This is a genomic window from Akkermansia sp. GGCC_0220 (assembly GCF_017566105.1).
In the GTDB taxonomy this organism is placed as follows: Bacteria; Verrucomicrobiota; Verrucomicrobiia; order Verrucomicrobiales; family Akkermansiaceae; genus Akkermansia; species Akkermansia massiliensis.
Map to the genome: position 1 here is coordinate 25,546 of NZ_JABFCI010000019.1, position 21,287 is coordinate 46,832.

Consider the following 21,287-nt stretch of genomic DNA (forward strand, 5'->3'; position numbering starts at 1 on the left):
AACAGAAGCGCCGGGTTCGCCCGGCGCTTTTCTTTTATTCCTTTCAAGGGGCCTCTCCGGCCCGGAAATAGCTTTAAATGCTGCGCCCGGCAGAACGAGCAGGAACATTCCACAGAAGGATTTCTCTGCCTGAAAAACTACTTCCGATTCCAAAAGGAACGTTCACCGGGAATTCACGGCAACAAATCCCCTGGTCCGGACCGGGAGACAGAATGGAAAAACGGAACCGGCATTTCACCAGACAACGGCCACGGATGTATTTTCCCCATTCCGGTTGCGAACCCGTTTCCATCAATAAAACGGCCGGCGCAATTCTTCCCGGCTCAAACCGTGACGAAACCGGAGCCATTACTCCTTCAGCAGACGGCAGACGGCCTGGGCCGCATGTTCCGCCGCTCCGCCCTGCCCCAGCTTGTCGGAGGCCTGCTTCATTTCCGCCAGCAGGGCATCCCTGTTTTCCGGAACCAGCAGGCGTTCTATTTCCTCAATCACCTGGTCCGGCGTAAAATCAAACTGGATCAGCTCCTTGACTACGGATTTCCGCGCCAGAATGTTCACCATGCCGATGAAGCGTATTTTAATAAGCATGCGCGCCATCCAGTACGTCAGCAGGGGAACCTTGTACACCAGCATGTACGGAAGCCGGTGCAAGGCGGCCTCCATCGTGGCGGTGCCGGAAGCCACCACGCCCACGGCGGCGCGGTCCATCAGTTCATGATAGCCCCCCACCGTAATGTGGAACAGCTCCGGCGGCATGCCGGCCTTCTGCGCCATGCCGCGCATTCTTTCTGCAAGCGCCTCCGTGGAAGCTGCGGTTTCAAAAGACAGCTCCGGCCGTTCCCCGGAAAGGCGGTGGACCACCTCTATAAACACCGGGAAATGCCTGTCAATCTCACGGTTCCGGCTGCCGGGAAAGAGACCGACCAGGGACGCCTCCCGGACGTCATCCTTCCGGATGGAAGCAATCTCGTCCACCAGGGGGTGCCCTACGAACTCCGTTTTCAGCCCGGCTTCCTGGAACAAGGGAGCCTCAAAGGGGAAGATGCACATCATCAGGTCCAGCATGCGCACCATCTTGGGAATGCGGCCGCGGTGCCATGCCCATACCTGCGGGGAGATAAAATAAACGATTTTGGTATGCGGGCAGAACTTGCGCACCTTTTCCGCCAGACGCAGGTTGAATCCCGGGTAGTCGATCAGAATGAGGCAGTCCGGCTGGTCCTGCCGTATCCGCTCCAGAATGGAGAGAAAACGCTTCCGGAACCACCCGTACTTCTTGAGCACCTCCACCACGCCGATGACGGCGGCTTCATCCGCCCAATCCTCCACGCCGGAGCATAACGCATGCATGCCGTGGCCGCCCAGCCCCCTGACCTCCATGCCGGGCATCAGGCGCAGCAGATTCTTCAACAGCAGGGCTCCGTGAATGTCCCCGCTCTTCTCGCCTGCTATCATATAAAGCTTCATCACTCTCTGCAACGGCGCGCGCCGTATGCCTTCCAACCTTACCAGCCCCTTTTCCAAGGTGCAATAAAAGACTTTTCTTTCAAGGATTTTAATGCAAGATACGCGCCGTTATGCATGAGTTGATCTCACTTTGGATGTCCTGGGTGCAGGACTGGGGATATGCGGGCGTCATCGTCCTGATGGCCATGGAAAGCTCCATTTTCCCCGTCCCCAGTGAGGTAGTCATCCCGCCTGCGGCCATTCTGTCCGCCCAGGATGGAGCATCCATGAGCTTCTGGGGGGTGGTGGTTGCCGGAACGTTCGGTTCCTGGCTGGGATCCGCCATTACCTACGCCGTAGCCCGTATTGTGGGGCGCCCGGTCATCATGCGCTGGGGCAAATTCTTTTTCATGCCGCCCAACAAGGTGGAGAAGGCGGAAGTCTTCCTCCAGCGGTATGAGGTGTCCGGCGTTTTCTTCGCCCGCCTTCTGCCCGTCATCCGGCACCTGATCTCCATTCCCGCGGGCATTGTCCGCATGGGCTTCGGCGTCTTTTCCCTGGTCACCGTGCTCGGCGCGTTTGTCTGGTGCACGGTGCTCGCCTGGTACGGCCACCGCATCGGGGAACGGCATCCGGAACTGCTCAAGTCCCCGGAGGAGCTGATTTCCACCGTCAAGAGCGAAAGCCTTCCCCTTATTCTGGCCGTGCTGGTGCTGGCCGTTTGCTACATCCTCATGCTGCGCCTGACGGACCGCAAAAAACCGGAAGACGCCGCAGCGGACGCTCCCGCTGAAAAGGAGCAGTAAAAGAAAACCTTTTTCCCATGAACGGTTCCAAGGAAGACCGGGCAGTCCGGGCGCTGGATTACTTCCACCAGGGATACAACTGTTCCCAGTCCGTCTTTGCGGCTTTTGCAGACGTCTGCGGCCTGACGGAGGAAACGGCCCTGAAGCTCTCCTCCCCCCTGGGAGCGGGCATCGGACGCATGCGGGAAGTATGCGGCGCTTTTTGCGGACTGAGCATGCTGGCGGGGAGCCTGTATGGAAACAGCTCTCCGGAAACCGGAGAAAAGGAAAAAATCTTTTCCCTGGTCCAATCACTGGCCGCCTCCTTCAAGCAGGAATTCGGCACGCTTTACTGCAGGGAACTGCTGGGATTGTCTCCGGAACGCCTGGCTGCGGAGACGGCGCGCCCGGGAGAAAGAACCGCCGCCTATTACGCCTCCCGCCCCTGTGAACGCTGCATTGCCTTCTGCGCCCGCCACGGGGCCGAGCTGGAAGCAAAAGCCCGGCATCATTAAAATGCCCGGTCACCCATGGAGGGAAACCGGGCATTTTAATCAGACGGAAGATTCCGTCAATGAGCGGCCTGGGAACTGCATTTGCCGTCCGGGCAGGACGCCTTCAATTTGTCAATTTTTTCATTGGTTTCACCCATCCCTTCATCGTAGAAGCCCTGTTCATCCGGGGCCAGCACTTGAAGGAGGCGGAGGAATTCGCCCGCGTGTTCCTTTTCTTCATTGGAAATGTCCAAAAGGACTTCCTGCGCAAGCTTGTTATCGATGGATTCCGCAAGCTGGGTATAAAGCTGGATGGCCTCATATTCCGCAGCAATCATGAACCGGATGGCCCTTACCAATTCGTCATGGGTAAGCATCCGGTCTTCTTTTTGTCCACTAAATGCATTTGTAAATTCAGGCATGCAGGTATGACTCAAATCACCACTAATGTATTCAAAATGTTTTTGTCATATATTTTTCGCGACATTCTTTGAACTTTTTCCATTGAAAACGGTCTAAGGGATCCAGCATCGCATTCCGGCTTTTTTCCATAGGAGGAAACGGCAGTTTTTCCCTCCTCAATTTTCCCGCTGCGGGACTTTCCCCACTGTCGGCATGAAATGAAAGAGGCGAGCCGGGACACATGCGCGGCATGAGAAAACGCCCGGATTCTTCGTGAAAAAAACCGGGCGTCTTGCAGTGGCGGCTGGAAAGCCCTTTAATGGGCGGCTTGGGAACTGCATTTGCCGTCCGGGCAGGACGCCTTCAATTTGTCGATCTTTTCATTGGTTTCACCCATCCCTTCATCGTAGAAGCCCTGTTCGTCCGGGGCCAGCACTTGAAGAAGGCGGAGGAATTCGCCCGCGTGTTCCTTTTCTTCATTGGAAATATCCCAAAGAACTTCCTGGGCCAATTTGTGGTCAATGGATGCGGCAAGCTGGGTATAAATCTGAATAGATTCATATTCCGCAGCAATCATGAACCGGATGGCCCTTACCAATTCGTCATGGGTAAGCATCCGGCCTTCCTTCAATCCGCTAAATGCGTTTGTAAATTCAGGCATGCAGGTAGGACCGGATGGGCAAATCCTTCATTCAATATGCGTTTGTCATAATTTCATGGAGCTTCTTTTGAACTTGAGCCATCAAAAACAGTGTAGGGGAAATTTCTCATCTTTCTTCCCAAAACACGGCAGGAGCGACGGTTGTTCTGCCGCCGCTCCCGCTGAAAACGTTCCGATCCGGAACAAATACGTTACTTGGCCTCCGCAGTCTTGGGCGCGTACTTCTTGAAAAATTCAACGTACTGGACAGGAGTCTGGCCGGGAATATAACCCGTGCGGCCCAGTTCCTTGCCCTCCGCGTCCACCACGACCATGGCCGGAACGCCGGTGATTCTATACGTCTTGGCTTCCTTGGACTTGCTGAAATCCGAACTGCCGAACTCGAACTTGACGCCGATAGCCACGCCGTCCATGCCCTGCTTGAATTCCTTCTTGGAAAGGATTTCCTTCTCCAGCTTAATGCAGTAGCCGCACCAGGACGTTCCCGTGAAAAGAAGGACGATGGGAAGGCCGGTTTCCTCCGCCTGCTTCTGGGCGCTCTTCAGGCTCTTGCCCCAGCGGAATTTCACCTTCGCCGCCTTGGCGGCCTTGGCGGCGGCTTCCTTGTCCGCGGGAGTGCTCTGGGCCATGGAAACGCCGGAAACGCTGAATCCCAAAACGGCGCACAACGCAAAAATAAAATGTCTGTTCATCATACTTGTGAAATGTTCTTCCCAAATTAGCAAAAATACACCGCATAGGAAGAAAAATCAGCGTCTTCCTCCCGGCAGGAATGCTTCCTCCCCCTTTCACAAAATGGACCGCTTTCAAAAAAAGTATTGCTCTTTCCGCCTTAATCGGGTAATAATCCGCCCGCACTTCCAAAACGCGCGGTTAGCTCAGTGGTAGAGCAACACCTTGACATGGTGGAGGTCGTAGGTTCAAATCCTATACCGCGTACCATCTTCCTAAAATCCCGTCCCTTTCCGGACGGGATTTTTTATTGCCCCTCCCTGATGAATGGGATGATGCAGTCTGGCGCCTGTTGAAAAATGCCAGCATCAACGGACGGTTTGTGTAAAAATTGATGGAAGCTGCCTGAATAAGAATAAGTGTGGAAATACTATCCATACCTACTTACGGTAAAAGGTATAAGTCATATCTTCCTCCCTCCTCCATCCATACGGAAAAAAATATTTTTCCAACTTTTTTTGAACGCAAGCCCTGTTTCGGGACGCTAAAGGTATGAAGGCAGATGAAGGCCCCAGCCCTTGACCCTCCTTCCCTGATGAAATAATGACCATTAAAAGCCCGGCGGAAGAATTCTCCCGCCGGGCTTGCTTTTCAACCAATTCCGTTGCTGAAACGGCCCGGACGGCTACCGGGAAGTCAAACGGTCGTATAACTCATTGGCGTATCTGTGGTTGGGATGGTTCACATTCATATACGCCTCATAAAGCGGATGGGAGGGATCCGACTCCATGCGCATGGCTTCCTCTGCCGGGGAGGGCGTTGCGGCCCCCGAATGATGAAGAGGAGCTTCATCAAGCAGGCGCGAGGCCTGGTACAGCAGGCGGATGACGTCCGGATTGGACCCTAGACCCGGATTGTCAAGCAGGGCATCCGCATCCACTCCCGTCTCGGACGCAAGCCGTTGGAGTGCGGCGGTAGCCCTGCCCATGTTGCGCTCATAATTGGCGCCCCATTCCTGCAGCAGGGACTGTTCCGCCTGCGTTTCCATCTCCATCCGGGAATCCGCCATCTGTTCCCGGGCCTCCTCATATGCCTGGGCCATCGTCTCCTGGAGAGCGTTCATGGCTTCCGGAGGTACGCCGTAACGGTAGGCCGTGCGGGCCATGCGTTCTGCGAGCCCTGCATTCCACTCGCTTTCCGGCGTGGACTCCGGACGTTCCAGGCGGTAATCTTCCTCCGATTCCGGCAGGCCGGCCATCCGGCGGAACCGAGCCATCTGCTCCTCATTCTCCACGCCGGGATAATGCCGCAGGCGCTCCAGCTCCGCATAACTCTTCGCCAGCGCTTCCGGCGTCTTGAACTTGGAAAGGGACTTCTCCATCCCCTTCAACTCATCAAACCGGGCATACCAATCCGGAACAAAACCGCCGTCCTCCCCCAGAAGGGAAGGAAGAGGCACGGCTTGAGCCGCGGCTTCTGTCAACGCTTCCGCCTCCGGGGAAACTGCCCCGGAAAAATCCGCCTCCCCGGAGGGAGCGGCCATACTATTATCAATGGAATCAATCATTCTTTTCTTCTGCTGTGGATTCTTTAATGGCTAACTGAACTTGACGGCGGATGTACAGGAAAACCTCCCTGTAGGCATCGCGCCTCATGGCGTCCAGGGGGTCATAACTCCCCGGGCTGCCTTGAAAAACGGGCAAATCAGTCTGGAAGCGGGCTTCCAGAAAGGTCAGCGCCTCCCGCCCGTCCGGAGTGTCAAACACCCGGAAAAGCTGGCGCCTTCTGAGACGGGCCTCCCGGACGGAGGCCTCCTGCTGCAATGTCGTATCCTGGTTCATTCCTGAATCGTGGTTAACTGGTCAAGCAAGGGATTGAGGGAAGCGTACGGATCCTCTTCCGCTGGAGCCTGTGCGGCCCCCTGCTGGCGGTCCGCCCGTTCCTTCCGCATGGCCTGGACATCGGCCCAGGGCCTCAGCATGCTCTCCGGAGCGCCGTCCACACGGGTGGACAGGCGGAAGCAATGGTCCCAGTCCACATGATCCGCCAAATCCGGAGCGGCCTGCATCATCATATTCAGGCGCTGAAGGCTGCGGTCCATCCCCTCGCTCTGCAAGCGCCTGAGCACCAGCGCAATCTTTGACTGGTACACCACCCGGGGCTCTCCGACGGCAATGGAACCGTCCCTCCCCTCCCGCAGAACGGCGCGGGGAGGCCTGGGAAACTTGCCCATGCGGAACAGCAGGGAGAAAATGCGCGTCATGGTGGAATACAGATCACTCACAAACAGCGTGAAGGACGGGGAAAACATCAGCACGCGCTCGTTCTCCCGGGCCATCACCTCCGTGGCGGTCATGCTGCCGCGGTGGCCGCTCCAAAGCTCCAGCATGGGCAGGTAATAGGCGCGCCGGATGGCGTCCTGCTTCTGCGCCAGACGGTCCATCCCGACGTCATACCTGCCCTGCGTGGCCCACTCCCGCGGAAGGTGGAGGGAGGCGGCCTCCGGGGTAATGACGGTTCTGCCGCCGGCACGCAGGTCCACCTCCCCAATCTGGTTGGCGAGCTCCAGAATGCGTGGGAAGGCGGCCACCTCCCCCAGCGTGTCCAGAATGCGGTTCAGGAACTGAACCTGCTGGATGGCGGGAAACACCAGCCTGCCGGGCGCGAGGCCGTACGGACCGCTGCCCCACTTCAAAAACCGGGTTACCAGGTAGGGAAACTCCATATATCCCCCCTCCTCCACGATCACCTGGTCGTCCAGGGACAGATACACGCTTTCAAACGGCATGTGGGCGGCCTGCTCCCTGCGGCGGCTCCGGCGGCTGCGCGGACGCACCACGTGCAGAAACCTCAGGGACGTGGCGTACGGATTGCCGCCGCGTTCCAGCACCTCCCGCGCCCTGGGCCCCAGGGCCTTCATGCCGAACATGGAACGCGCCTGGTGGGCGGTATAGGTAAACTCCCTGACGTAGGTATCCACCCGGCCTTCCGCATTCTCCGCACAGGCGAACTGACCGCACGGAATATTGGTGAACAGCAGCCTTCCGTCCGAGGAAGTTCCCGTAAACAAACTGCCGGTCCCCAAAGCCACGCGGTCCAGAAAACACTCATGGATCTCCGTATAGAAATTGGAAACGGACAGCTCCTTCAGGGCAATCTCCGAACACTGATTATACCAGGCCTCCGCCTCGTCCCCTCCCCGGTCGTCCGGAGCCGACCACTTGAACCACACGTCATGGCTGGGCGTAATGTAGGACATATGGCCGCTGGCCAGCTTCTGGCACGCCTCCACGGCAGTGGTATCCGTCATGCGGTCCATGGCGTCCCTGTTGGGGAGGGAAACCTCCCCTTCCCGGTTCAGGCGGCGGGGCAGCACGTAATCCCTCAGGCGGTCCCACCACGTCTCCCACGGCGCGCGCTGGGCGGCCAGGGACTTGTACACGGAATTCAGCTCCGCAACTCTCTCTTCCATGGCGGTGCCTATCCCAGGGTTTTCCTAAGCAGGGTCCGGGGATTGACCTCCCCCTGCCCGGCGGAAGAATTGCGGCGCGCCAGAATGGTGGAAATCATCCCCTGCCTCTGCCGCTCCCGGGCCTGATAATCTTCTCCCACTTCCTCTCCCACGCTCTCCGCCTTGACCGGGATGGTCTGCTCCGGAGCTGGAGTGGAAGGAGTGGACGGTTTCATGAATCCCATAATCTCTTTTACTTTCTATGCATGGTTTATACTGATGGCCCCTTCCGCCTGCCGCACGGACGATCCATGCGGCGGGAGCGTTCGCTCCCCGCGGAGGAAAAGGGCGGTCTCCTCACCTGCCCGGAATTGCCCGGGAAGGTGCATGCATTTATCAAATAGATGAATTGGAGGAAAATGCATCCGGGGAAAAACCGGGCGCATACGTGCCACCGGTGGCATCAAAGAGGGTGTTCCCAAACGTGATGCATTCCGCATCCGTTTCCGCCAAACATGTGGCGTTATGATCAATGAATCCTTACTTCAGCCGGACACTCCCTCCGCGCTGGACATCTGCAACGCGGCGCTCTCCAAAATAGGGGAGGCTCCGCTGGACGCGCTGATTGCCAATGAATCCACGGCATCCCGTCTCTGCGTTCTTCATTACCACCCGGCACGGAGGGAAACCCTCTGCATGGCGCGCTGGACCTTCGCCACCACGCAAACCACGCTGGACTCCGTCTCCGCTCAGGCGCCCAACTCCCTGACACCCTATCAATTCACCCTGCCTGCGGACTGCCTGCGCGTGCTGGATGTGGAATGCACGGAATGGAAAATGCAGGGAAGGCGCATCCACGCCTCCCGCGCGCCGCTGCCCATGAGCTACATAGCCGACATTGAAGACGCCGAACAATTCGATCCCCTCTTCATGGACGCGCTGGCTACCCGCCTGGCAGAAAAGCTGGCCATGCCCCTGACGGGCAACCAGAGCCTTCGCCAGAATCTTCACCAGGAATTCCATAAAATCATTCTCCCGCAGGCGGCAACCGTCAATGCGGTGCAGAGCTTCTCCAACGACTCCCACCCCCTGCTGGACCTGCTGAGGAAAATCAAGTCGCCCGCCTGCCCGGAGGAATGTGAATAACAGGAGAATAACAAGGCAGCAACATAACAACAACTTGTGAATACAAGCTCATGAAAGCCCTGGACTTCATACAGATATTCGCCTCCAACGTCCGCAGGCTGGACTTCCGCCTCAGCAGCGCCCAGGTCATCCTGGCCGTCATTGCCGGATACAGGCGCCACAGTACCATTACGGAAGCCACGCGCTTGCATCCCAATACCGTTACCAACATCCTGCAGGACCTCATTGCACAGGGATACATCAACCGCTTCGGGGACAGCCGCCCTTACGTCTACCGCCCCACCGCGGATGGGGAACAGCTTGCAGGAAACCTGCTGGATAAAAACACCCTCCCCAGCCCATGAAAGAGCCCCTGCTCAGCACGGAAGAAAAACGCCGCTGGCTGGCCCGCGTCTTCCGGGATACGGATGGAGAATACTCCCAGGCGGACAAATTCAAGGCGCTGGTGGAAGATACCAAACTGGCGGCCCTCCAGCAGGAAGAGGAGGAATTCAAACGCCAGCGGGAAGCGGGCGCCGCACCGCAGGACCCCATTCTGACCCTGCTCCAGTCCCTCCCTCCCGCAGAACTCGATCTGAACCGGCAGCCCCCGGCTGAAAAATAAACAACGAAACCCGAAAAAAAGCTCTCCAGACCAAACAAGCCTGGAGAGCTTTTCATTTTTAGGAAGAGTTACGCACTCCTTGCGGAGGGCGACATTCCAAGTTGATTCCCACTAATGCCCTGGGGCTGTTTCAATCCACGCACTCCTTGCGGAGTGCGACCAAAAACGACGCCGAAAAGCTGGCGATCCTCACGGTTTCAATCCACGCACTCCTTGCGGAGTGCGACGACCTGCAATGTCATCGACGAAACCTATATCCAGTTTCAATCCACGCACTCCTTGCGGAGTGCGACTCCTTCCAATCATCGACATTTCCCCGGCTGAAATGGTTTCAATCCACGCACTCCTTGCGGAGTGCGACCGGACGAAGTGAACCGCTACGGGCATAGCGGGCAGTTTCAATCCACGCACTCCTTGCGGAGTGCGACCGGACGTGACGGACGCTATCACCTACTCTGTTTACGTTTCAATCCACGCACTCCTTGCGGAGTGCGACCCTAATTCCTACCGTTGTAGTAGGGATATGGTTAGTTTCAATCCACGCACTCCTTGCGGAGTGCGACCGGACTTTACGGACTGGGAAGGCATGATATTGAGGTTTCAATCCACGCACTCCTTGCGGAGTGCGACGAAGATTTAACCGCTGATGAGGTGTCCGAAATTATCGTTTCAATCCACGCACTCCTTGCGGAGTGCGACCGGGACAGGGACGGGTACTGGCGCAGTTTATCGGTTTCAATCCACGCACTCCTTGCGGAGTGCGACCGGGCGCTCTTCGGTTTAACGGCTGGATTGCCGGTTTCAATCCACGCACTCCTTGCGGAGTGCGACTGACCTGGACACGTTGAAACGGCTCATTCCCGCAGTTTCAATCCACGCACTCCTTGCGGAGTGCGACCAGAGTCGGGCGGCCTGCCGGGTCAATCGTAATGTGTTTCAATCCACGCACTCCTTGCGGAGTGCGACCGCCCGCACCAGAGGACGCCGCGTGCCTGACCCGGTTTCAATCCACGCACTCCTTGCGGAGTGCGACGCTGCTGTACATCCAAAAAACAAAAGTTTATGAAGTTTCAATCCACGCACTCCTTGCGGAGTGCGACATGATGGCGCCGGCCATGTCTTCTGTTTTTTCCAGTTTCAATCCACGCACTCCTTGCGGAGTGCGACACATGCGGGGAATACCTACTCCGTGGGCGACGCTGTTTCAATCCACGCACTCCTTGCGGAGTGCGACTATGGGTAAATCCTGGTCGCTTCTCAAATGCATGGTTTCAATCCACGCACTCCTTGCGGAGTGCGACCGCATGACCAGTACAAAAAACTCCGGCAAAACGGGTTTCAATCCACGCACTCCTTGCGGAGTGCGACTGCGCCTGACCATATACATTGTTATTCAACAGCGCAAACGATACTTTGCGCCAACCTCCCGAAGAAGGCCATCATCACCTAGCCTTCTCTTCTAAGTATTCATCTGTCAATCTTCCATTCCCAATGTATTACGCCAATCGCCGATCTCCCGGGAAATTGGTGTGAGCTTGGGGTTGGCGCAAAGGCCGTGCTCAGACAGCTTTTAAATGATCAAAGGGCCGGAAATGTCGAAACTCTTCTCCTTGCCCAATTGCTCTATTTTATGATGCCAATTGGACCCCATGTGATAAATTCTCAGGCTGTCGCTCTCGTTATCAATAATCTTAAGCAGCTTGTTCCTGATGTCAACCAATTGGGCCGGAGCCAGCTCACATTCAAACACGGAATTCTGCACTCTCTGACCGATATTTTCACAGGCGCGGGCAACTTGACGCAACCGCCGCTGTCCGGCCTTGTCATCCGTAGCTACATCATAAGTAATGAGAATATACATGGCTAAGGAGCGTTTTACTTGCCAATAAACGGAGGATAGCAGTCCAGGTCTCCGCGCAAATGACGTGCTAGCAAAAGGGCCTGGATGTGAATCAGCAATCCCTGTGTCGTCTTTTCCTGAAGGAAGGGGTGCACCAAAACGGTCTTCTTGCGCTCCTGCCAGGCATTCAATACTTTCTTACGGGAATCTTCCTTCAAAAAGACGGCGCCGGATTCCTCCTTGTCGAAATCATCTGCGGAAATTTGCTTGCGGTTGATTAGCGTAAGAGCCAGGCGATCAGCCAGCGGCGCCCGGAATTCTTCCATCAGGTCCAAGGCCATTCCGGGACGCCCCGGACGGTCGCGATGCAGAAAACCGGCGGCCGCATCAATGCCGGCGCTTTCAAGAGCGGACCTGGCATCATGGCACAACAGACTATATAGAAAAGATAGAAGGGCGTTAAAACAATCCTTGGGAGGACGCCTGTTGCGGCCTTCAAACACTAACTCCGGCTCTTCCGTCCTCTGGCAATGGGACACGCAGGAAAAATATGTTTCCGCAGCGGAACCTTCAATGCCCCGCAGCATATCGCCGGAACTGCACCCGCGGGCCATGCGGCAAAAAGCAGCCAGACGGTCCACCGCTTCCGACAAATCTTTCCCGTAAGTTCTCTGCGCTCTTAAAAGCAAACTGCGGCAATTGGCAATTTTGGCTCCTATCATTTCCCGGGCAACGCCAACCCATCTTGCCTCATCATCAGCCCAGCGGTATTGCTCCCGGCGCAGCAGGATATTTCCCTTCATGAAGCCCTGGACGCCAGCCAGGAATTTACCGTAAGGATTGCAGAAGGAAAGCGTGATGCCGCGCTCCGCACAGGCCCCCATCAAATAAGGGGAAACTCCTATGTCCCATCCCAGCGTCACAATACCCTCCAAATTATGGAGGGGAACCCGCAGCAAACATGTTCCTTCCGAATTGACTTTCACGGTATCGCCATCCTTGGACAGCCAGCATCCCTCCAGCGTCACAAACAAGGTATTTAAATGTTTCTTCATAAATCATCAGCTTCACTTGCACCAAGACTATCTTCAAACACACTATCCACCCGGGCCTTCATGGTCTGCCTGTGCTCTCGGCAAACGTCAGGAAGACAATCATTGACCAGGGAACAGGACTTGCAGCCCTTGGAATAACGGGGCAACGGCGTAACGATGCCCGTCAACACCTCTCTGGCATTCTGGATAACCAAGGCTGTCAAGGAACGCAGCTCCTTGTCAAACGGCACCTCAAACCTTCTCTGGGTTTTTCCATAAAACAGAAAACCGGCAGGGACTTCTATGGCAAACATCTCCTCCAGGCATAATGCCTGGGCACACACTTGAACCTCATCCGCACGATGCGGCTTCGGCTTGCCAACCTTATATTCCACAGGCGTCATGGCAACCACCTCCCCTCCCTTTTTGGAATAAACAGCTTCCACGACATCCGCAATACCGTGAATACCCCACTGTCCGGAAGAAACGTGCAGAGAGCGCAGCACTTTTTTCAATCCGCGGGTTTCCGTCATCCCGGAATCGGATCGTTCATGAAACACGTTCCCCTCTGCCGTGAACTGGTTCTCCTCCCATGCACATTCCAGATGAATCAAAGCACACTGTCTGGGACAGTACAGGTAATGCTGCAATGCCGCCAAGGGTACGGAATATGAGAGACGAGTACTCATAAAATAGAAACAGGCATCTGGCGGAAAAGCATCTCATACTTCGGCGCCGGACTCAATGTATAATGTAAAAAATATTTAAATATATATTGATTTTCCCAACATTTTCATACCACAATATGTTATATGAATAATGAGAAATTTCCTATTGCCCACCGTAAATGGCTGGACAATGAAACATCTGTAGACGAGCCTCTTTACACATTTCCAAATGATAAGACAGATATCCCAGGACATCTGAACATGGTACGGTATTATGTGGGTCAATTGACCAAGGAGTTACCCGAGTCCATACGTGAAGCATGGCTCCAATGGGCTGAAGCCGCCGCACTCTGGCACGATCTGGGAAAGTTTTCCGAGGAATTCCAACGGCATATATGCCTTTCTTCGTCTTCTTCAGAAACTGTGGAACAACATTCTGGCAAAAAAGTAGACCATTCCACTGCCGGAGCAAAACACGCCAGCACCCATTGGGGCACCTCCAAAACACCCTACGGCGATATGCTGGCTTACGTCATTGCAGGCCATCACGCAGGACTTCCCAACGGCGCCGACCTTTTCCTTGAACGGTTTTACAAGGATATCCCCGAGTGGGAATCCTACGCTCCTGCCGAAGTATGTTCCTTCATAGAGCCTTCGCCTCCGCTTCTCTGGCACAAAAAATCACAAGCCTCAAAACGCAACCTAGGCTTTGCTGTAGCCATGCAGATACGCATGCTTTTCTCTTTTCTGACCGACAGTGATTTTCTGGGAACCGAACACTTCATGTCCCAAGAGAAACGGAATATGAGGCCATCCTGGCCCGAAGATATCCTGGAACAGATGAGCCACAGGGTTGAAACGCATTTGAGCAACATGGAGAATGCTCCGGATCCTGCTCCTATTCAACATCTGCGGCACAGGATACATCATCAATGTCTTTCCCAGGCACAGGTTCCTCAGGGAATCTACCAACTCAATGTTCCTACGGGCGGGGGGAAAACCCTCTCTTCCCTCAGTTTTGCGCTTGCCCATGCCAGACACCGCCACATGAGACGCGTAATCTACGTGATCCCCTTTACGAGCATTATTGACCAGACATCGCGCACCTTTAGAGGAGTCATGGCTCCCTTGGAAGAACAATTCGGAATGGAATGCGTATTGGAACATCACTCCAATCTAGCGGCGGATAAAGACACGGAGAGAGTCAGGCTGATGTCGGAAAACTGGGATGCACCCTTGATTGTTACCACCAGTGTCCAGTTTTTCGAATCCCTGTTTTCCAACAGACCGTCCACCTGCAGAAAGTTGCACAGCATCGCCAACTCCGTCATTATTTTTGATGAGGCCCAAAGCCTGCCTTCACATTTGCTGGCCCCGTGCCTGGAAGCCATGAGAACCCTGGAAAAAGATTATGGCTGTACCCTGGTACTTTGCACGGCAACCCAGCCGGCTCTTGAGTGCAAGGAGGAATTCCCGATTGGCTGGCCTGCCGAAGAGCTCACCAGCCTGCTTGGGACCGACTTCGAACGCCAGCTGGAGCTATCCATGCAGCGTGTAACCATCCAGCACCTGGGCGAGATGGATCAGAACACTCTTATGAGTCATTGGAAAACGCTCCCGGACAAATCCGCCTTATTCATTGTCAACACCACCAAGGAAGCCCAATCCCTGTTTGACGCCTTTTCCTCCCAGACATCCACCCATATCCTGCACCTTTCCGCCAGAATGTTCCCCATCCACCGGGAGAGAGTCATTGAAACCGTCAAACAGGAGCTGGAGCAGGAAAAAAATATTATTCTTATTGCCACCAGGGTCATTGAAGCGGGTATAGATATTTCCTTCCCCGTAGTTTACAGGGCCTGTGCCGGAATTGATTCCATCGCCCAGGCAGCCGGCCGCTGCAACCGCCATGGCGAGAGGGGCGGAAAAGGGCTAGTTTTCATTTATGAATCCACGGATTTTCCTATTCCTGGCATCTTGGACGACCTCCGTGCAGCCGCTTCCGCCACCCGGGAGATTCTGGCTCAGGAACCGGATGCAGATCTTCTTTCTCCTGAAATTTCCAATCTGTTTTTCAGGACCTATTACAATAATCGTAAAGATCAGACAAATCTCTGGGACAGCAAGAATATTAAGGATATGACCCAACTCACGCCCGTACCTGAGAAAATGTTCAAGTCTCTTAAATTCAAAGATATTGATAAAAACTTTAAAATGATTCCCGATGCGTCCCGTTCAATAATGATCGCCATAGACCAGGAAGCGTGCCATATCCGGGAACGCCTAGAGATCCTTGATTCCCAAGGGCTTTATCCAGACAAAAACCTGCGGCGTGAAATTCAGCGGTACAGCGTACAAGTATATGATAACGAATGGCCTGTTTTACAAGATCATGGCATCGACTCATACATTGACGATACCATTCACGTTCTTCAGCCTTCCCAGGATGTTTACGATGAGCATAAAGGGATTTTATCCTTGCGGCAAAGCGATCCAGCGTATATAGGTTTCATCTGTTAGCCATGACTGAAACTGGAATTTTACTGCATGTTTGGGGAGAATGGGCCTGTTTTACAAGACCGGAATTAAAGGCAGAGAGATACTCCTATGAAGTCATGACTCCGTCCGCAGCCATAGGAATTTTAAGCGCCATTTATTGGAAACCTGAAATTCGCTGGCACATTGATAAAATTCATGTGCTAAAACCTATTAAGCTTGTTTCCATCCGGAGAAACGAAGTTTCGGCCAAAGCAACGGCGCCTAAATCCGACGTCATCAAAAATGGAGGGGAAGCCCGCCTGGGACTTCTGGTTGAGGATACCCGCCAGCAACGTTCCTCCACCATCCTTCAAGATGTAGAATACCTCATCGAAGCTCATTTTTCCGTCCTTAAGGCACAGGGAAATATCAATGACCAGGCAAAGCATCATGAAATGTTCAAACGCAGGGCCATGAAAGGACAGTCATTCCATCAACCTTATTTTGGAACAAGGGAATTTCCCGTTTCCTTCGAATGGTGGAATCAGCAAACGCCTCCGCCTTCTTCATTGCCTCCGGACCAACAAAACCGGAATCTGGGCATGATGCTGCATGAAATAGAATTCGTGCCTGACAGAAAAGGAAAAATTATCAGCTCCCATGATGGGAAGAAGCTTTCTGCGGTGCCCCATTTCTTTCCGGCTGAACTGAACTCAGGCATCCTTCATGTTCCATCCCTGAACCGTACCAATTCCTGATATGATCATTCCGGCATTAAGCGAGCTTTACGACAGATTGTCCCAGGATCCAGACGTCACGGCGAAAGGGGATTTACCTACCATCGGGAAAAGCCGCCAGAAAATTTCTTTCCGTATTATTCTGAAACCTGACGGAACCCTTGTAGGCATGGATGACATCCGGGCCATGGACGCCCCGGAGGGGAAAAAGGCAGCAAAACTTCATTCCATTCCTATTTTGGTCCTGGGCTCCAGCAAACCTTCCGGTTCAGGCTTGAACCCCTGTTTCCTATGGGATAACTGCGGATACCTGCTGGGATACAAAGGAGAAACAGGGGAAAAAGAACAGAAGCGCATCCGGGAAGCATTTTCCAGTTTCAGAGACAAGCATCTTTCCGTGGAAAGCTCCGTCAATCATCCTCATTTCTCTGCGGTATGCCGTTTTCTGGAGCAATGGGATCCCGGCCAAACACCTTCCCATCTGGCATCTCCCGATTTGTGGATATCCAATGGCATTTTCCGTATTGCGGGAGAAATGAAACATGTTCATGAAACTCCGGAAATTCAGGACTGGTGGTTCCATGGAGGCGAGGAGCAATGGCAGGGCAGCAAAAAGGAAAAGGAGAAAGGGATTTGTCTTGTTTCCGGAAAGGAAGAACCGCTGGCCCTTTTACATGAACCCGCCATTAAAGGGGTTCTGGGAGCTCAGGTTTCAGGGGCCAAGATAGTATCATTCAACTGCTCCTCTTTCACATCATACGGCAAAGACCAGAGCCTCAACGCTCCCGTAGGTGAAAACACCGCCTTTGCGTATTGCAATGCCCTCAATTACCTGCTCTCCCATTCCCAATACAACACGCGCATAGGAGATGCCAGCGTGGTCTTCTGGGCAGACGCCCCCAAGGAAACCATGGACATGGAGGCCTTCCTTTTTGGCGCTGTAACGACAGGCAAAACGTTGCCTCCTGCCATGGATCAGGCAGCAGTGGATCAACTCTCCAAGATCACAGAGTTACTGCGGAACGGGGAGCTTTCCAAAGGCAAACTGGACCATGCAGACGTACCCTTCTTCATCCTGGGAATTTCACCGAATGCCTCCCGCCTTTCCATCCGTTTCTGGTATCAATCGACCTTTGGAGAATTAATAGAAAATATCCAGACCCATTACCGGGATATCTCGCTTGCCCGTCAATGGACGGAAAAAAACAGTAACTATCCTGATCCGGAATTGCCAAAGCCCTTTGATATTTTAAAAGAAACCGTCCGGGATATGAAAGAGCTTCCTTCCCTGTACAGTGGAGTTCTGATGAAGTCCATTCTCTTCCATTTACCCTATCCGGACATCATTGCCCAAGCTATTATCAGGCGCATTAGAATTGACAAAAAAGTCAACTACATCCGTTGTTCCCTGCTCAAGGGATGGCTTTACAGAAAAACCAACAACCATGATCTTACGACCATGCAAACAATCAATCCAGACAATCACAACATCGGTTACCTGCTGGGCAGGCTCTTTGCCGTCTATGTAAAAACCCAGGAAGACGCCTTAGGGAAGGACCTCAACCGTACCGTCCGTGACTCCTATTTCTCCAGTATGTGCGCACACCCCCGCTCCGTCTATTCCACTGTTAATAAACTATACCAGTATCATTTAAAACAGCTTGTCAAGCAAAAGCATGGAGAAGGAACTAAAATTAACAGAGAAAAGTTGGTTCAGGAAATCAAATCCCACATTCCGGACAATGTTCCGGTCCATATGGGACTGGAACAACAAGCTTATTTCGACCTGGGTTTTTATCATCAAATGAACGACTTTTTCACAGAAAAAGAGATTTCTCAAACAACTAAAACACAAACCACTGACAATAATGAACAAAATTGACTTTCTCATTCTGTTTGACGTCACAGACGCCAACCCGAACGGTGATCCGGATGCGGGAAACCTGCCGCGCATGGATGCTGAATCCGGCCATGGCTTGATTACAGACGTATGCCTGAAACGCAAGGTCCGCAATTTCATTCAATTGACCAAGGACGGCGAACCCGGCTACGAAATTTATGTTAAGGAAAAAGCCATCCTGAACAACCAGCAGAACCGGGCCTACGTGGCTTTGGAGATCAACCAGAAGGATGCCAAACAGGCGGATTACGATAAGGCAAAATCCTGGATGTGCCAGACATTCTTTGACATACGCACCTTTGGTGCCGTAATGACTACGGGCGTCAATTGCGGACAAGTACGCGGCCCCATCCAGATATCCTTTGCCCGCACCATTGATCCCGTTTCCACCTCGGAATTTGCCGTCACCCGGTGTGCCGTAACAACGGAAGCGGAATCCATTAAGCAAAAAGGAGACAACCGTACCATGGGAAGAAAATTCACCCTTCCCTACGCTTTATACAAAACGCAGGGATGCTTAAACCCTTTCCTCGCTAAACAGACCGGATTTTCAGAAAATGACTGGAAGGTTTTTCAGAATGCCTTAGTCCACCTTTTTGATTTTGATGCGTCTGCCGCTCGTCCTTCCGGCTCCATGGCTATTCGTAAAATTGTTCTGTTCAAGCATGACAGCGAGCTGGGGAATGCTCCTGCCCACAAATTATTTGATGCCGTTTCCGTCGTCAAACATGAGAATGTGGAATTTCCTCGGTCTATCCAAGACTATGATATCACCATCCATCACGACTTAATTCCGGCTGGAGTCACCGTTGAAGAAATTGATTGCTGAGAAATCAGCAAGAATTCATTCATCGTTGAATTCAAAAGGCAGCTTCCATTATCCATGGAAGCTGCCTTTTGCTTTACCTCTAAATCTCATTCAACTAAACCACGCTGAGACCGGATATATTTTTCATCTGCAAGTACTACGGACGTTTCTATCTGTCTTTCCGGAACCGTCCAATACTTCTTTAACAGCAGCTTCCGTTCTTCAGGCCCTACCAAATGAAACCCGTTTTTCTGGTAGAAGTCGATCGCCCAGATCGCATCCGCCCACGTGCCTATTAAAACAGGTTTCTCCTGATCTTTTCGTAAATAGTTAAGAAGCTGGACTCCGATTCCTCCCCGACGGGCGCACGTCCTGACATAGGCGTGACGTATGAGCTTAACGTCATCCCGGTCCTGAATCCCCATGACGCCAAGAAGGCATCCCTTATCTTCAAAACAATAGAACACCACGCCATCTCTGATCTGCTCCTTTAATTCATCCACGGGCATGTAAGGTTCCTTCCATCTGTCGGTAGGAATCCTGTCTTTATAAACCACGGCTGAATCATTGATAATTTCATAAATTGTTTCCAATTCCGACTCCAAACACTTTCTAATCATTTCGTCTAACCCTCTCTTGATGCAAAATGCAACGGAAACCTAACATTCTATTGCCATACTTCAACAACAAATTCTTCTTGAAGAGAAGGTTTATTTATATCACAAACTACCTTTTTAAAGATGCAAGCTTCACTATTATTTTTCTTTATTACTCCAAGAAAGTCGGCTCCAAGTCCATTCTCCCTCAGCAACCTATACTTAATGAAATGCCATTTAGTAAGGCTGGTGTTTGATGTTCACATCTACATTTCCATGCAAGTGTGACAACCTTCCAAAACGTGTCCCTTGGCACATCCACGCACCCGTGAGGGTGCGACTGAGCCAGCGGGGGAGCAATGATCAGCATCCGTTGTTTCAATTCACGCACCTGTGAAGGTGCGACCCCTGCTGCGGGCGGAGATACACGGGGAGCGTGAGTTTCAATTCACGCACCTGTGAAGGTGCGACCCCCACTTAGGGCCGACGGACTGGACGACGACGGGTTTCAATTCATGCACCTGTGAAGGTGCGACACTTGGCGGGGGGTAGTTGTGTGGGACAAAACGGTTTCAATTCACGCACCTGTGAAGGTGCGACTAACAACCACTTTGTGGAAGAATATCTTTATATAGTTTCAATTCACGCACCTGTGAAGGTGCGACCAGGTGGACCTTTATCACCCCTGTACAGTACCGGGTTTCAATTCACGCACCTGTGAAGGTGCGACGGCCGTATGAAGAATACTACGGTGAAACAAGCAAGTTTCAATTCACGCACCTGTGAAGGTGCGACGCAATCCAAAGGTAGAATTTAGCAGGGAGCACACGTTTCAATTCACGCACCTGTGAAGGTGCGACAGTAAACTGCATATCTTGATTTACGAAGAAACAGTTTCAATTCACGCACCTGTGAAGGTGCGACAGGCCTACAAATACTTGACGAACAATGAATAACGTGTTTCAATTCACGCACCTGTGAAGGTGCGACCTGATAGAGTTGAGGTTACGGGTTTTCCGGGAAGAGTTTCAATTCACGCACCTGTGAAGGTGCGACGGTTAGGTTTATTTGTTCGTCCCCTTTCCTTCCGGGTTTCAATTCACGCACCTGTGAAGGTGCGACTACAAGAGTTTTTCCCTGGGGACGTCCAAGGGCGTTTCAATTCACGCACCTGTGAAGGTGCGACAAAGCGCGTGTTTGCTGGCATGTGGCGGGACGTAGTTTCAATTCACGCACCTGTGAAGGTGCGACCACATCGTGTATGCATTATGTAGTGCGTATTGTCGTTTCAATTCACGCACCTGTGAAGGTGCGACAGGTTGAAAGCTACAGGTCCATCGCACCAAGAATGTTTCAATTCACGCACCTGTGAAGGTGCGACTTGCGCTATGAGTGAACAAGTTAGAGATTCTTACGTTTCAATTCACGCACCTGTGAAGGTGCGACAGGAGACATTCCTACAGGGGCATGACCTTGTTAGTTTCAATTCACGCACCTGTGAAGGTGCGACTCTTTGTCTCTCTTTTGTGGGATATTACACGGAGTTTCAATTCACGCACCTGTGA

General features: G+C 53.1%; 21 protein-coding genes, 1 tRNA gene and 2 CRISPR repeat arrays. Of the genes, 10 read left to right on the forward strand and 12 right to left on the reverse strand.

Annotated features, from left to right (window positions below; translation table 11 throughout):
- Positions 1-348 precede the first annotated feature (348 nt).
- Positions 349-1,455 (reverse strand): lipid-A-disaccharide synthase, encoded by a 1,107-nt coding sequence (gene lpxB / locus HJW02_RS11690; protein ID WP_240454313.1) that lies wholly within the window; start codon positions 1,453-1,455, stop codon positions 349-351.
- A 122-nt stretch (positions 1,456-1,577) separates the two neighbouring features.
- On the opposite strand from lpxB, the gene HJW02_RS11695 reads away from it, so the two are divergent.
- Together HJW02_RS11695 and HJW02_RS11700 are read left to right on the forward strand one after the other, a co-directional pair.
- Positions 1,578-2,252: a DedA family protein gene (locus HJW02_RS11695; protein WP_240454312.1), complete on the forward strand. Its 675-nt coding sequence runs from the start codon at positions 1,578-1,580 to the stop codon at positions 2,250-2,252.
- Between the two features lie 17 nt (positions 2,253-2,269).
- Positions 2,270-2,746: a C-GCAxxG-C-C family protein gene (locus HJW02_RS11700; protein ID WP_102722245.1), complete on the forward strand. Its 477-nt coding sequence runs from the start codon at positions 2,270-2,272 to the stop codon at positions 2,744-2,746.
- A gap of 56 nt (positions 2,747-2,802) precedes the next feature.
- Here the strand turns inward: HJW02_RS11700 and HJW02_RS11705 are convergent, their stop codons facing one another.
- The 3 genes from HJW02_RS11705 to HJW02_RS11715 all read right to left on the reverse strand — a co-directional run bounded on the left by HJW02_RS11705 (position 2,803) and on the right by HJW02_RS11715 (position 4,483).
- Positions 2,803-3,147: a ferritin family protein gene (locus HJW02_RS11705; protein ID WP_102722244.1), complete on the reverse strand. Its 345-nt coding sequence runs from the start codon at positions 3,145-3,147 to the stop codon at positions 2,803-2,805.
- 296 nt (positions 3,148-3,443) lie between these two features.
- Positions 3,444-3,788: a ferritin family protein gene (locus HJW02_RS11710; RefSeq protein WP_022398007.1), complete on the reverse strand. Its 345-nt coding sequence runs from the start codon at positions 3,786-3,788 to the stop codon at positions 3,444-3,446.
- A 191-nt stretch (positions 3,789-3,979) separates the two neighbouring features.
- Complete coding sequence (locus tag HJW02_RS11715) at positions 3,980-4,483, reverse strand: thioredoxin family protein (protein WP_022398008.1); 504 nt, start codon at positions 4,481-4,483, stop codon at positions 3,980-3,982.
- A 172-nt stretch (positions 4,484-4,655) separates the two neighbouring features.
- Between HJW02_RS11715 and HJW02_RS11720 the strand changes: the two genes are divergently transcribed.
- Positions 4,656-4,730: transfer RNA gene (locus HJW02_RS11720), tRNA-Val, on the forward strand.
- 415 nt (positions 4,731-5,145) lie between these two features.
- Here the strand turns inward: HJW02_RS11720 and HJW02_RS11725 are convergent.
- From HJW02_RS11725 to HJW02_RS11740, 4 genes are read right to left on the reverse strand one after another with little or no spacing between them, the layout of a single operon-like run.
- Positions 5,146-6,027, reverse strand: a complete 882-nt coding sequence (locus HJW02_RS11725) for a hypothetical protein (protein WP_146018215.1) — start codon at positions 6,025-6,027, stop codon at positions 5,146-5,148.
- Positions 6,020-6,301: a hypothetical protein gene (locus HJW02_RS11730; RefSeq protein ID WP_102722242.1), complete on the reverse strand. Its 282-nt coding sequence runs from the start codon at positions 6,299-6,301 to the stop codon at positions 6,020-6,022. The genes HJW02_RS11725 and HJW02_RS11730 overlap by 8 nt, the downstream gene beginning before the upstream one ends.
- Complete coding sequence (locus HJW02_RS11735; protein ID WP_102722241.1) at positions 6,298-7,932, reverse strand: portal protein; 1,635 nt, start codon at positions 7,930-7,932, stop codon at positions 6,298-6,300. Before HJW02_RS11735 ends, HJW02_RS11730 begins: the two co-directional genes overlap by 4 nt.
- Positions 7,933-7,940: 8 nt before the next feature.
- On the reverse strand, positions 7,941-8,147 hold the full coding sequence (locus HJW02_RS11740; protein ID WP_146018214.1) for a hypothetical protein: 207 nt from the start codon (positions 8,145-8,147) through the stop codon (positions 7,941-7,943).
- A 289-nt stretch (positions 8,148-8,436) separates the two neighbouring features.
- Here HJW02_RS11740 and HJW02_RS11745 point away from each other — a divergent pair, with 289 nt between their 5' ends.
- Genes HJW02_RS11745 through HJW02_RS11755 form a run of 3 tightly spaced genes read left to right on the forward strand, consistent with a single transcriptional unit; the run spans position 8,437 to position 9,661 of the window.
- A complete protein-coding gene (locus tag HJW02_RS11745; protein ID WP_022398013.1) occupies positions 8,437-9,057 on the forward strand; it encodes a hypothetical protein in 621 nt (206 codons plus the stop codon).
- A gap of 50 nt (positions 9,058-9,107) precedes the next feature.
- Positions 9,108-9,401, forward strand: coding sequence for a BlaI/MecI/CopY family transcriptional regulator (locus tag HJW02_RS11750; protein ID WP_022398014.1), 294 nt, complete (start codon positions 9,108-9,110; stop codon positions 9,399-9,401).
- On the forward strand, positions 9,398-9,661 hold the full coding sequence (locus HJW02_RS11755) for a hypothetical protein (protein WP_022398015.1): 264 nt from the start codon (positions 9,398-9,400) through the stop codon (positions 9,659-9,661). Before HJW02_RS11750 ends, HJW02_RS11755 begins: the two co-directional genes overlap by 4 nt.
- Positions 9,662-9,721: 60 nt before the next feature.
- Positions 9,722-11,029: a CRISPR direct-repeat array (repeat unit 33 nt; unit sequence GTTTCAATCCACGCACTCCTTGCGGAGTGCGAC).
- A 202-nt stretch (positions 11,030-11,231) separates the two neighbouring features.
- Here the strand turns inward: HJW02_RS11755 and cas2 are convergent.
- From cas2 to cas4, 3 genes are read right to left on the reverse strand one after another with little or no spacing between them, the layout of a single operon-like run.
- On the reverse strand, positions 11,232-11,522 hold the full coding sequence (gene cas2, locus HJW02_RS11760) for a CRISPR-associated endonuclease Cas2 (RefSeq protein ID WP_102722925.1): 291 nt from the start codon (positions 11,520-11,522) through the stop codon (positions 11,232-11,234).
- A 14-nt stretch (positions 11,523-11,536) separates the two neighbouring features.
- Complete coding sequence (gene cas1c / locus HJW02_RS11765; RefSeq protein ID WP_102722926.1) at positions 11,537-12,556, reverse strand: type I-C CRISPR-associated endonuclease Cas1c; 1,020 nt, start codon at positions 12,554-12,556, stop codon at positions 11,537-11,539.
- The gene (cas4, locus tag HJW02_RS11770) at positions 12,553-13,224 is read right to left on the reverse strand and encodes a CRISPR-associated protein Cas4 (RefSeq protein WP_102722927.1); all 672 of its coding nucleotides are present in this window, start codon (positions 13,222-13,224) and stop codon (positions 12,553-12,555) included. Before cas4 ends, cas1c begins: the two co-directional genes overlap by 4 nt.
- A gap of 123 nt (positions 13,225-13,347) precedes the next feature.
- Between cas4 and HJW02_RS11775 the strand changes: the two genes are divergently transcribed.
- Genes HJW02_RS11775 through cas7c form a run of 4 tightly spaced genes read left to right on the forward strand, consistent with a single transcriptional unit; the run spans position 13,348 to position 19,147 of the window.
- A complete protein-coding gene (locus HJW02_RS11775) occupies positions 13,348-15,723 on the forward strand; it encodes a CRISPR-associated helicase/endonuclease Cas3 (protein WP_102722928.1) in 2,376 nt (791 codons plus the stop codon).
- Between the two features lie 2 nt (positions 15,724-15,725).
- Entirely contained in the window at positions 15,726-16,439 is a 714-nt protein-coding gene (cas5c, locus tag HJW02_RS11780) for a type I-C CRISPR-associated protein Cas5c (RefSeq protein WP_102722929.1), read from the forward strand.
- Position 16,440: 1 nt separating this feature from the next.
- Entirely contained in the window at positions 16,441-18,300 is a 1,860-nt protein-coding gene (gene cas8c, locus HJW02_RS11785; protein WP_102722930.1) for a type I-C CRISPR-associated protein Cas8c/Csd1, read from the forward strand.
- The gene (gene cas7c, locus HJW02_RS11790) at positions 18,287-19,147 is read left to right on the forward strand and encodes a type I-C CRISPR-associated protein Cas7/Csd2 (RefSeq protein WP_102722931.1); all 861 of its coding nucleotides are present in this window, start codon (positions 18,287-18,289) and stop codon (positions 19,145-19,147) included. Before cas8c ends, cas7c begins: the two co-directional genes overlap by 14 nt.
- An 86-nt stretch (positions 19,148-19,233) precedes the next feature.
- On the opposite strand, the gene HJW02_RS11795 is transcribed toward cas7c, so the two are convergent.
- On the reverse strand, positions 19,234-19,746 hold the full coding sequence (locus HJW02_RS11795; RefSeq protein WP_102722932.1) for a GNAT family N-acetyltransferase: 513 nt from the start codon (positions 19,744-19,746) through the stop codon (positions 19,234-19,236).
- Between the two features lie 286 nt (positions 19,747-20,032).
- A CRISPR array of direct repeats spans positions 20,033-21,232; the repeat unit is 31 nt; unit sequence GTTTCAATTCACGCACCTGTGAAGGTGCGAC.
- Positions 21,233-21,287 lie beyond the last annotated feature (55 nt).

Coding starts and splice junctions, on each gene's coding strand:
- HJW02_RS11745 (WP_022398013.1), top strand. CDS start 8,437: ATGATCAATGAATCCTTACTTCAGCCGGACACTCCCTCCGCGCTGGAC.
- cas4 (WP_102722927.1), bottom strand. CDS start 13,224: ATGAGTACTCGTCTCTCATATTCCGTACCCTTGGCGGCATTGCAGCAT.
- cas5c (WP_102722929.1), top strand. CDS start 15,726: ATGACTGAAACTGGAATTTTACTGCATGTTTGGGGAGAATGGGCCTGT.
- cas2 (WP_102722925.1), bottom strand. CDS start 11,522: ATGTATATTCTCATTACTTATGATGTAGCTACGGATGACAAGGCCGGA.
- HJW02_RS11750 (WP_022398014.1), top strand. CDS start 9,108: ATGAAAGCCCTGGACTTCATACAGATATTCGCCTCCAACGTCCGCAGG.
- HJW02_RS11735 (WP_102722241.1), bottom strand. CDS start 7,932: ATGGAAGAGAGAGTTGCGGAGCTGAATTCCGTGTACAAGTCCCTGGCC.
- HJW02_RS11715 (WP_022398008.1), bottom strand. CDS start 4,483: ATGATGAACAGACATTTTATTTTTGCGTTGTGCGCCGTTTTGGGATTC.
- HJW02_RS11730 (WP_102722242.1), bottom strand. CDS start 6,301: ATGAACCAGGATACGACATTGCAGCAGGAGGCCTCCGTCCGGGAGGCC.
- cas1c (WP_102722926.1), bottom strand. CDS start 12,556: ATGAAGAAACATTTAAATACCTTGTTTGTGACGCTGGAGGGATGCTGG.
- HJW02_RS11725 (WP_146018215.1), bottom strand. CDS start 6,027: ATGATTGATTCCATTGATAATAGTATGGCCGCTCCCTCCGGGGAGGCG.
- HJW02_RS11775 (WP_102722928.1), top strand. CDS start 13,348: ATGAATAATGAGAAATTTCCTATTGCCCACCGTAAATGGCTGGACAAT.
- HJW02_RS11710 (WP_022398007.1), bottom strand. CDS start 3,788: ATGCCTGAATTTACAAACGCATTTAGCGGATTGAAGGAAGGCCGGATG.
- HJW02_RS11705 (WP_102722244.1), bottom strand. CDS start 3,147: ATGCCTGAATTTACAAATGCATTTAGTGGACAAAAAGAAGACCGGATG.
- HJW02_RS11695 (WP_240454312.1), top strand. CDS start 1,578: ATGCATGAGTTGATCTCACTTTGGATGTCCTGGGTGCAGGACTGGGGA.
- HJW02_RS11700 (WP_102722245.1), top strand. CDS start 2,270: ATGAACGGTTCCAAGGAAGACCGGGCAGTCCGGGCGCTGGATTACTTC.
- HJW02_RS11795 (WP_102722932.1), bottom strand. CDS start 19,746: ATGATTAGAAAGTGTTTGGAGTCGGAATTGGAAACAATTTATGAAATT.
- cas8c (WP_102722930.1), top strand. CDS start 16,441: ATGATCATTCCGGCATTAAGCGAGCTTTACGACAGATTGTCCCAGGAT.
- HJW02_RS11740 (WP_146018214.1), bottom strand. CDS start 8,147: ATGAAACCGTCCACTCCTTCCACTCCAGCTCCGGAGCAGACCATCCCG.
- lpxB (WP_240454313.1), bottom strand. CDS start 1,455: ATGATAGCAGGCGAGAAGAGCGGGGACATTCACGGAGCCCTGCTGTTG.
- HJW02_RS11755 (WP_022398015.1), top strand. CDS start 9,398: ATGAAAGAGCCCCTGCTCAGCACGGAAGAAAAACGCCGCTGGCTGGCC.
- cas7c (WP_102722931.1), top strand. CDS start 18,287: ATGAACAAAATTGACTTTCTCATTCTGTTTGACGTCACAGACGCCAAC.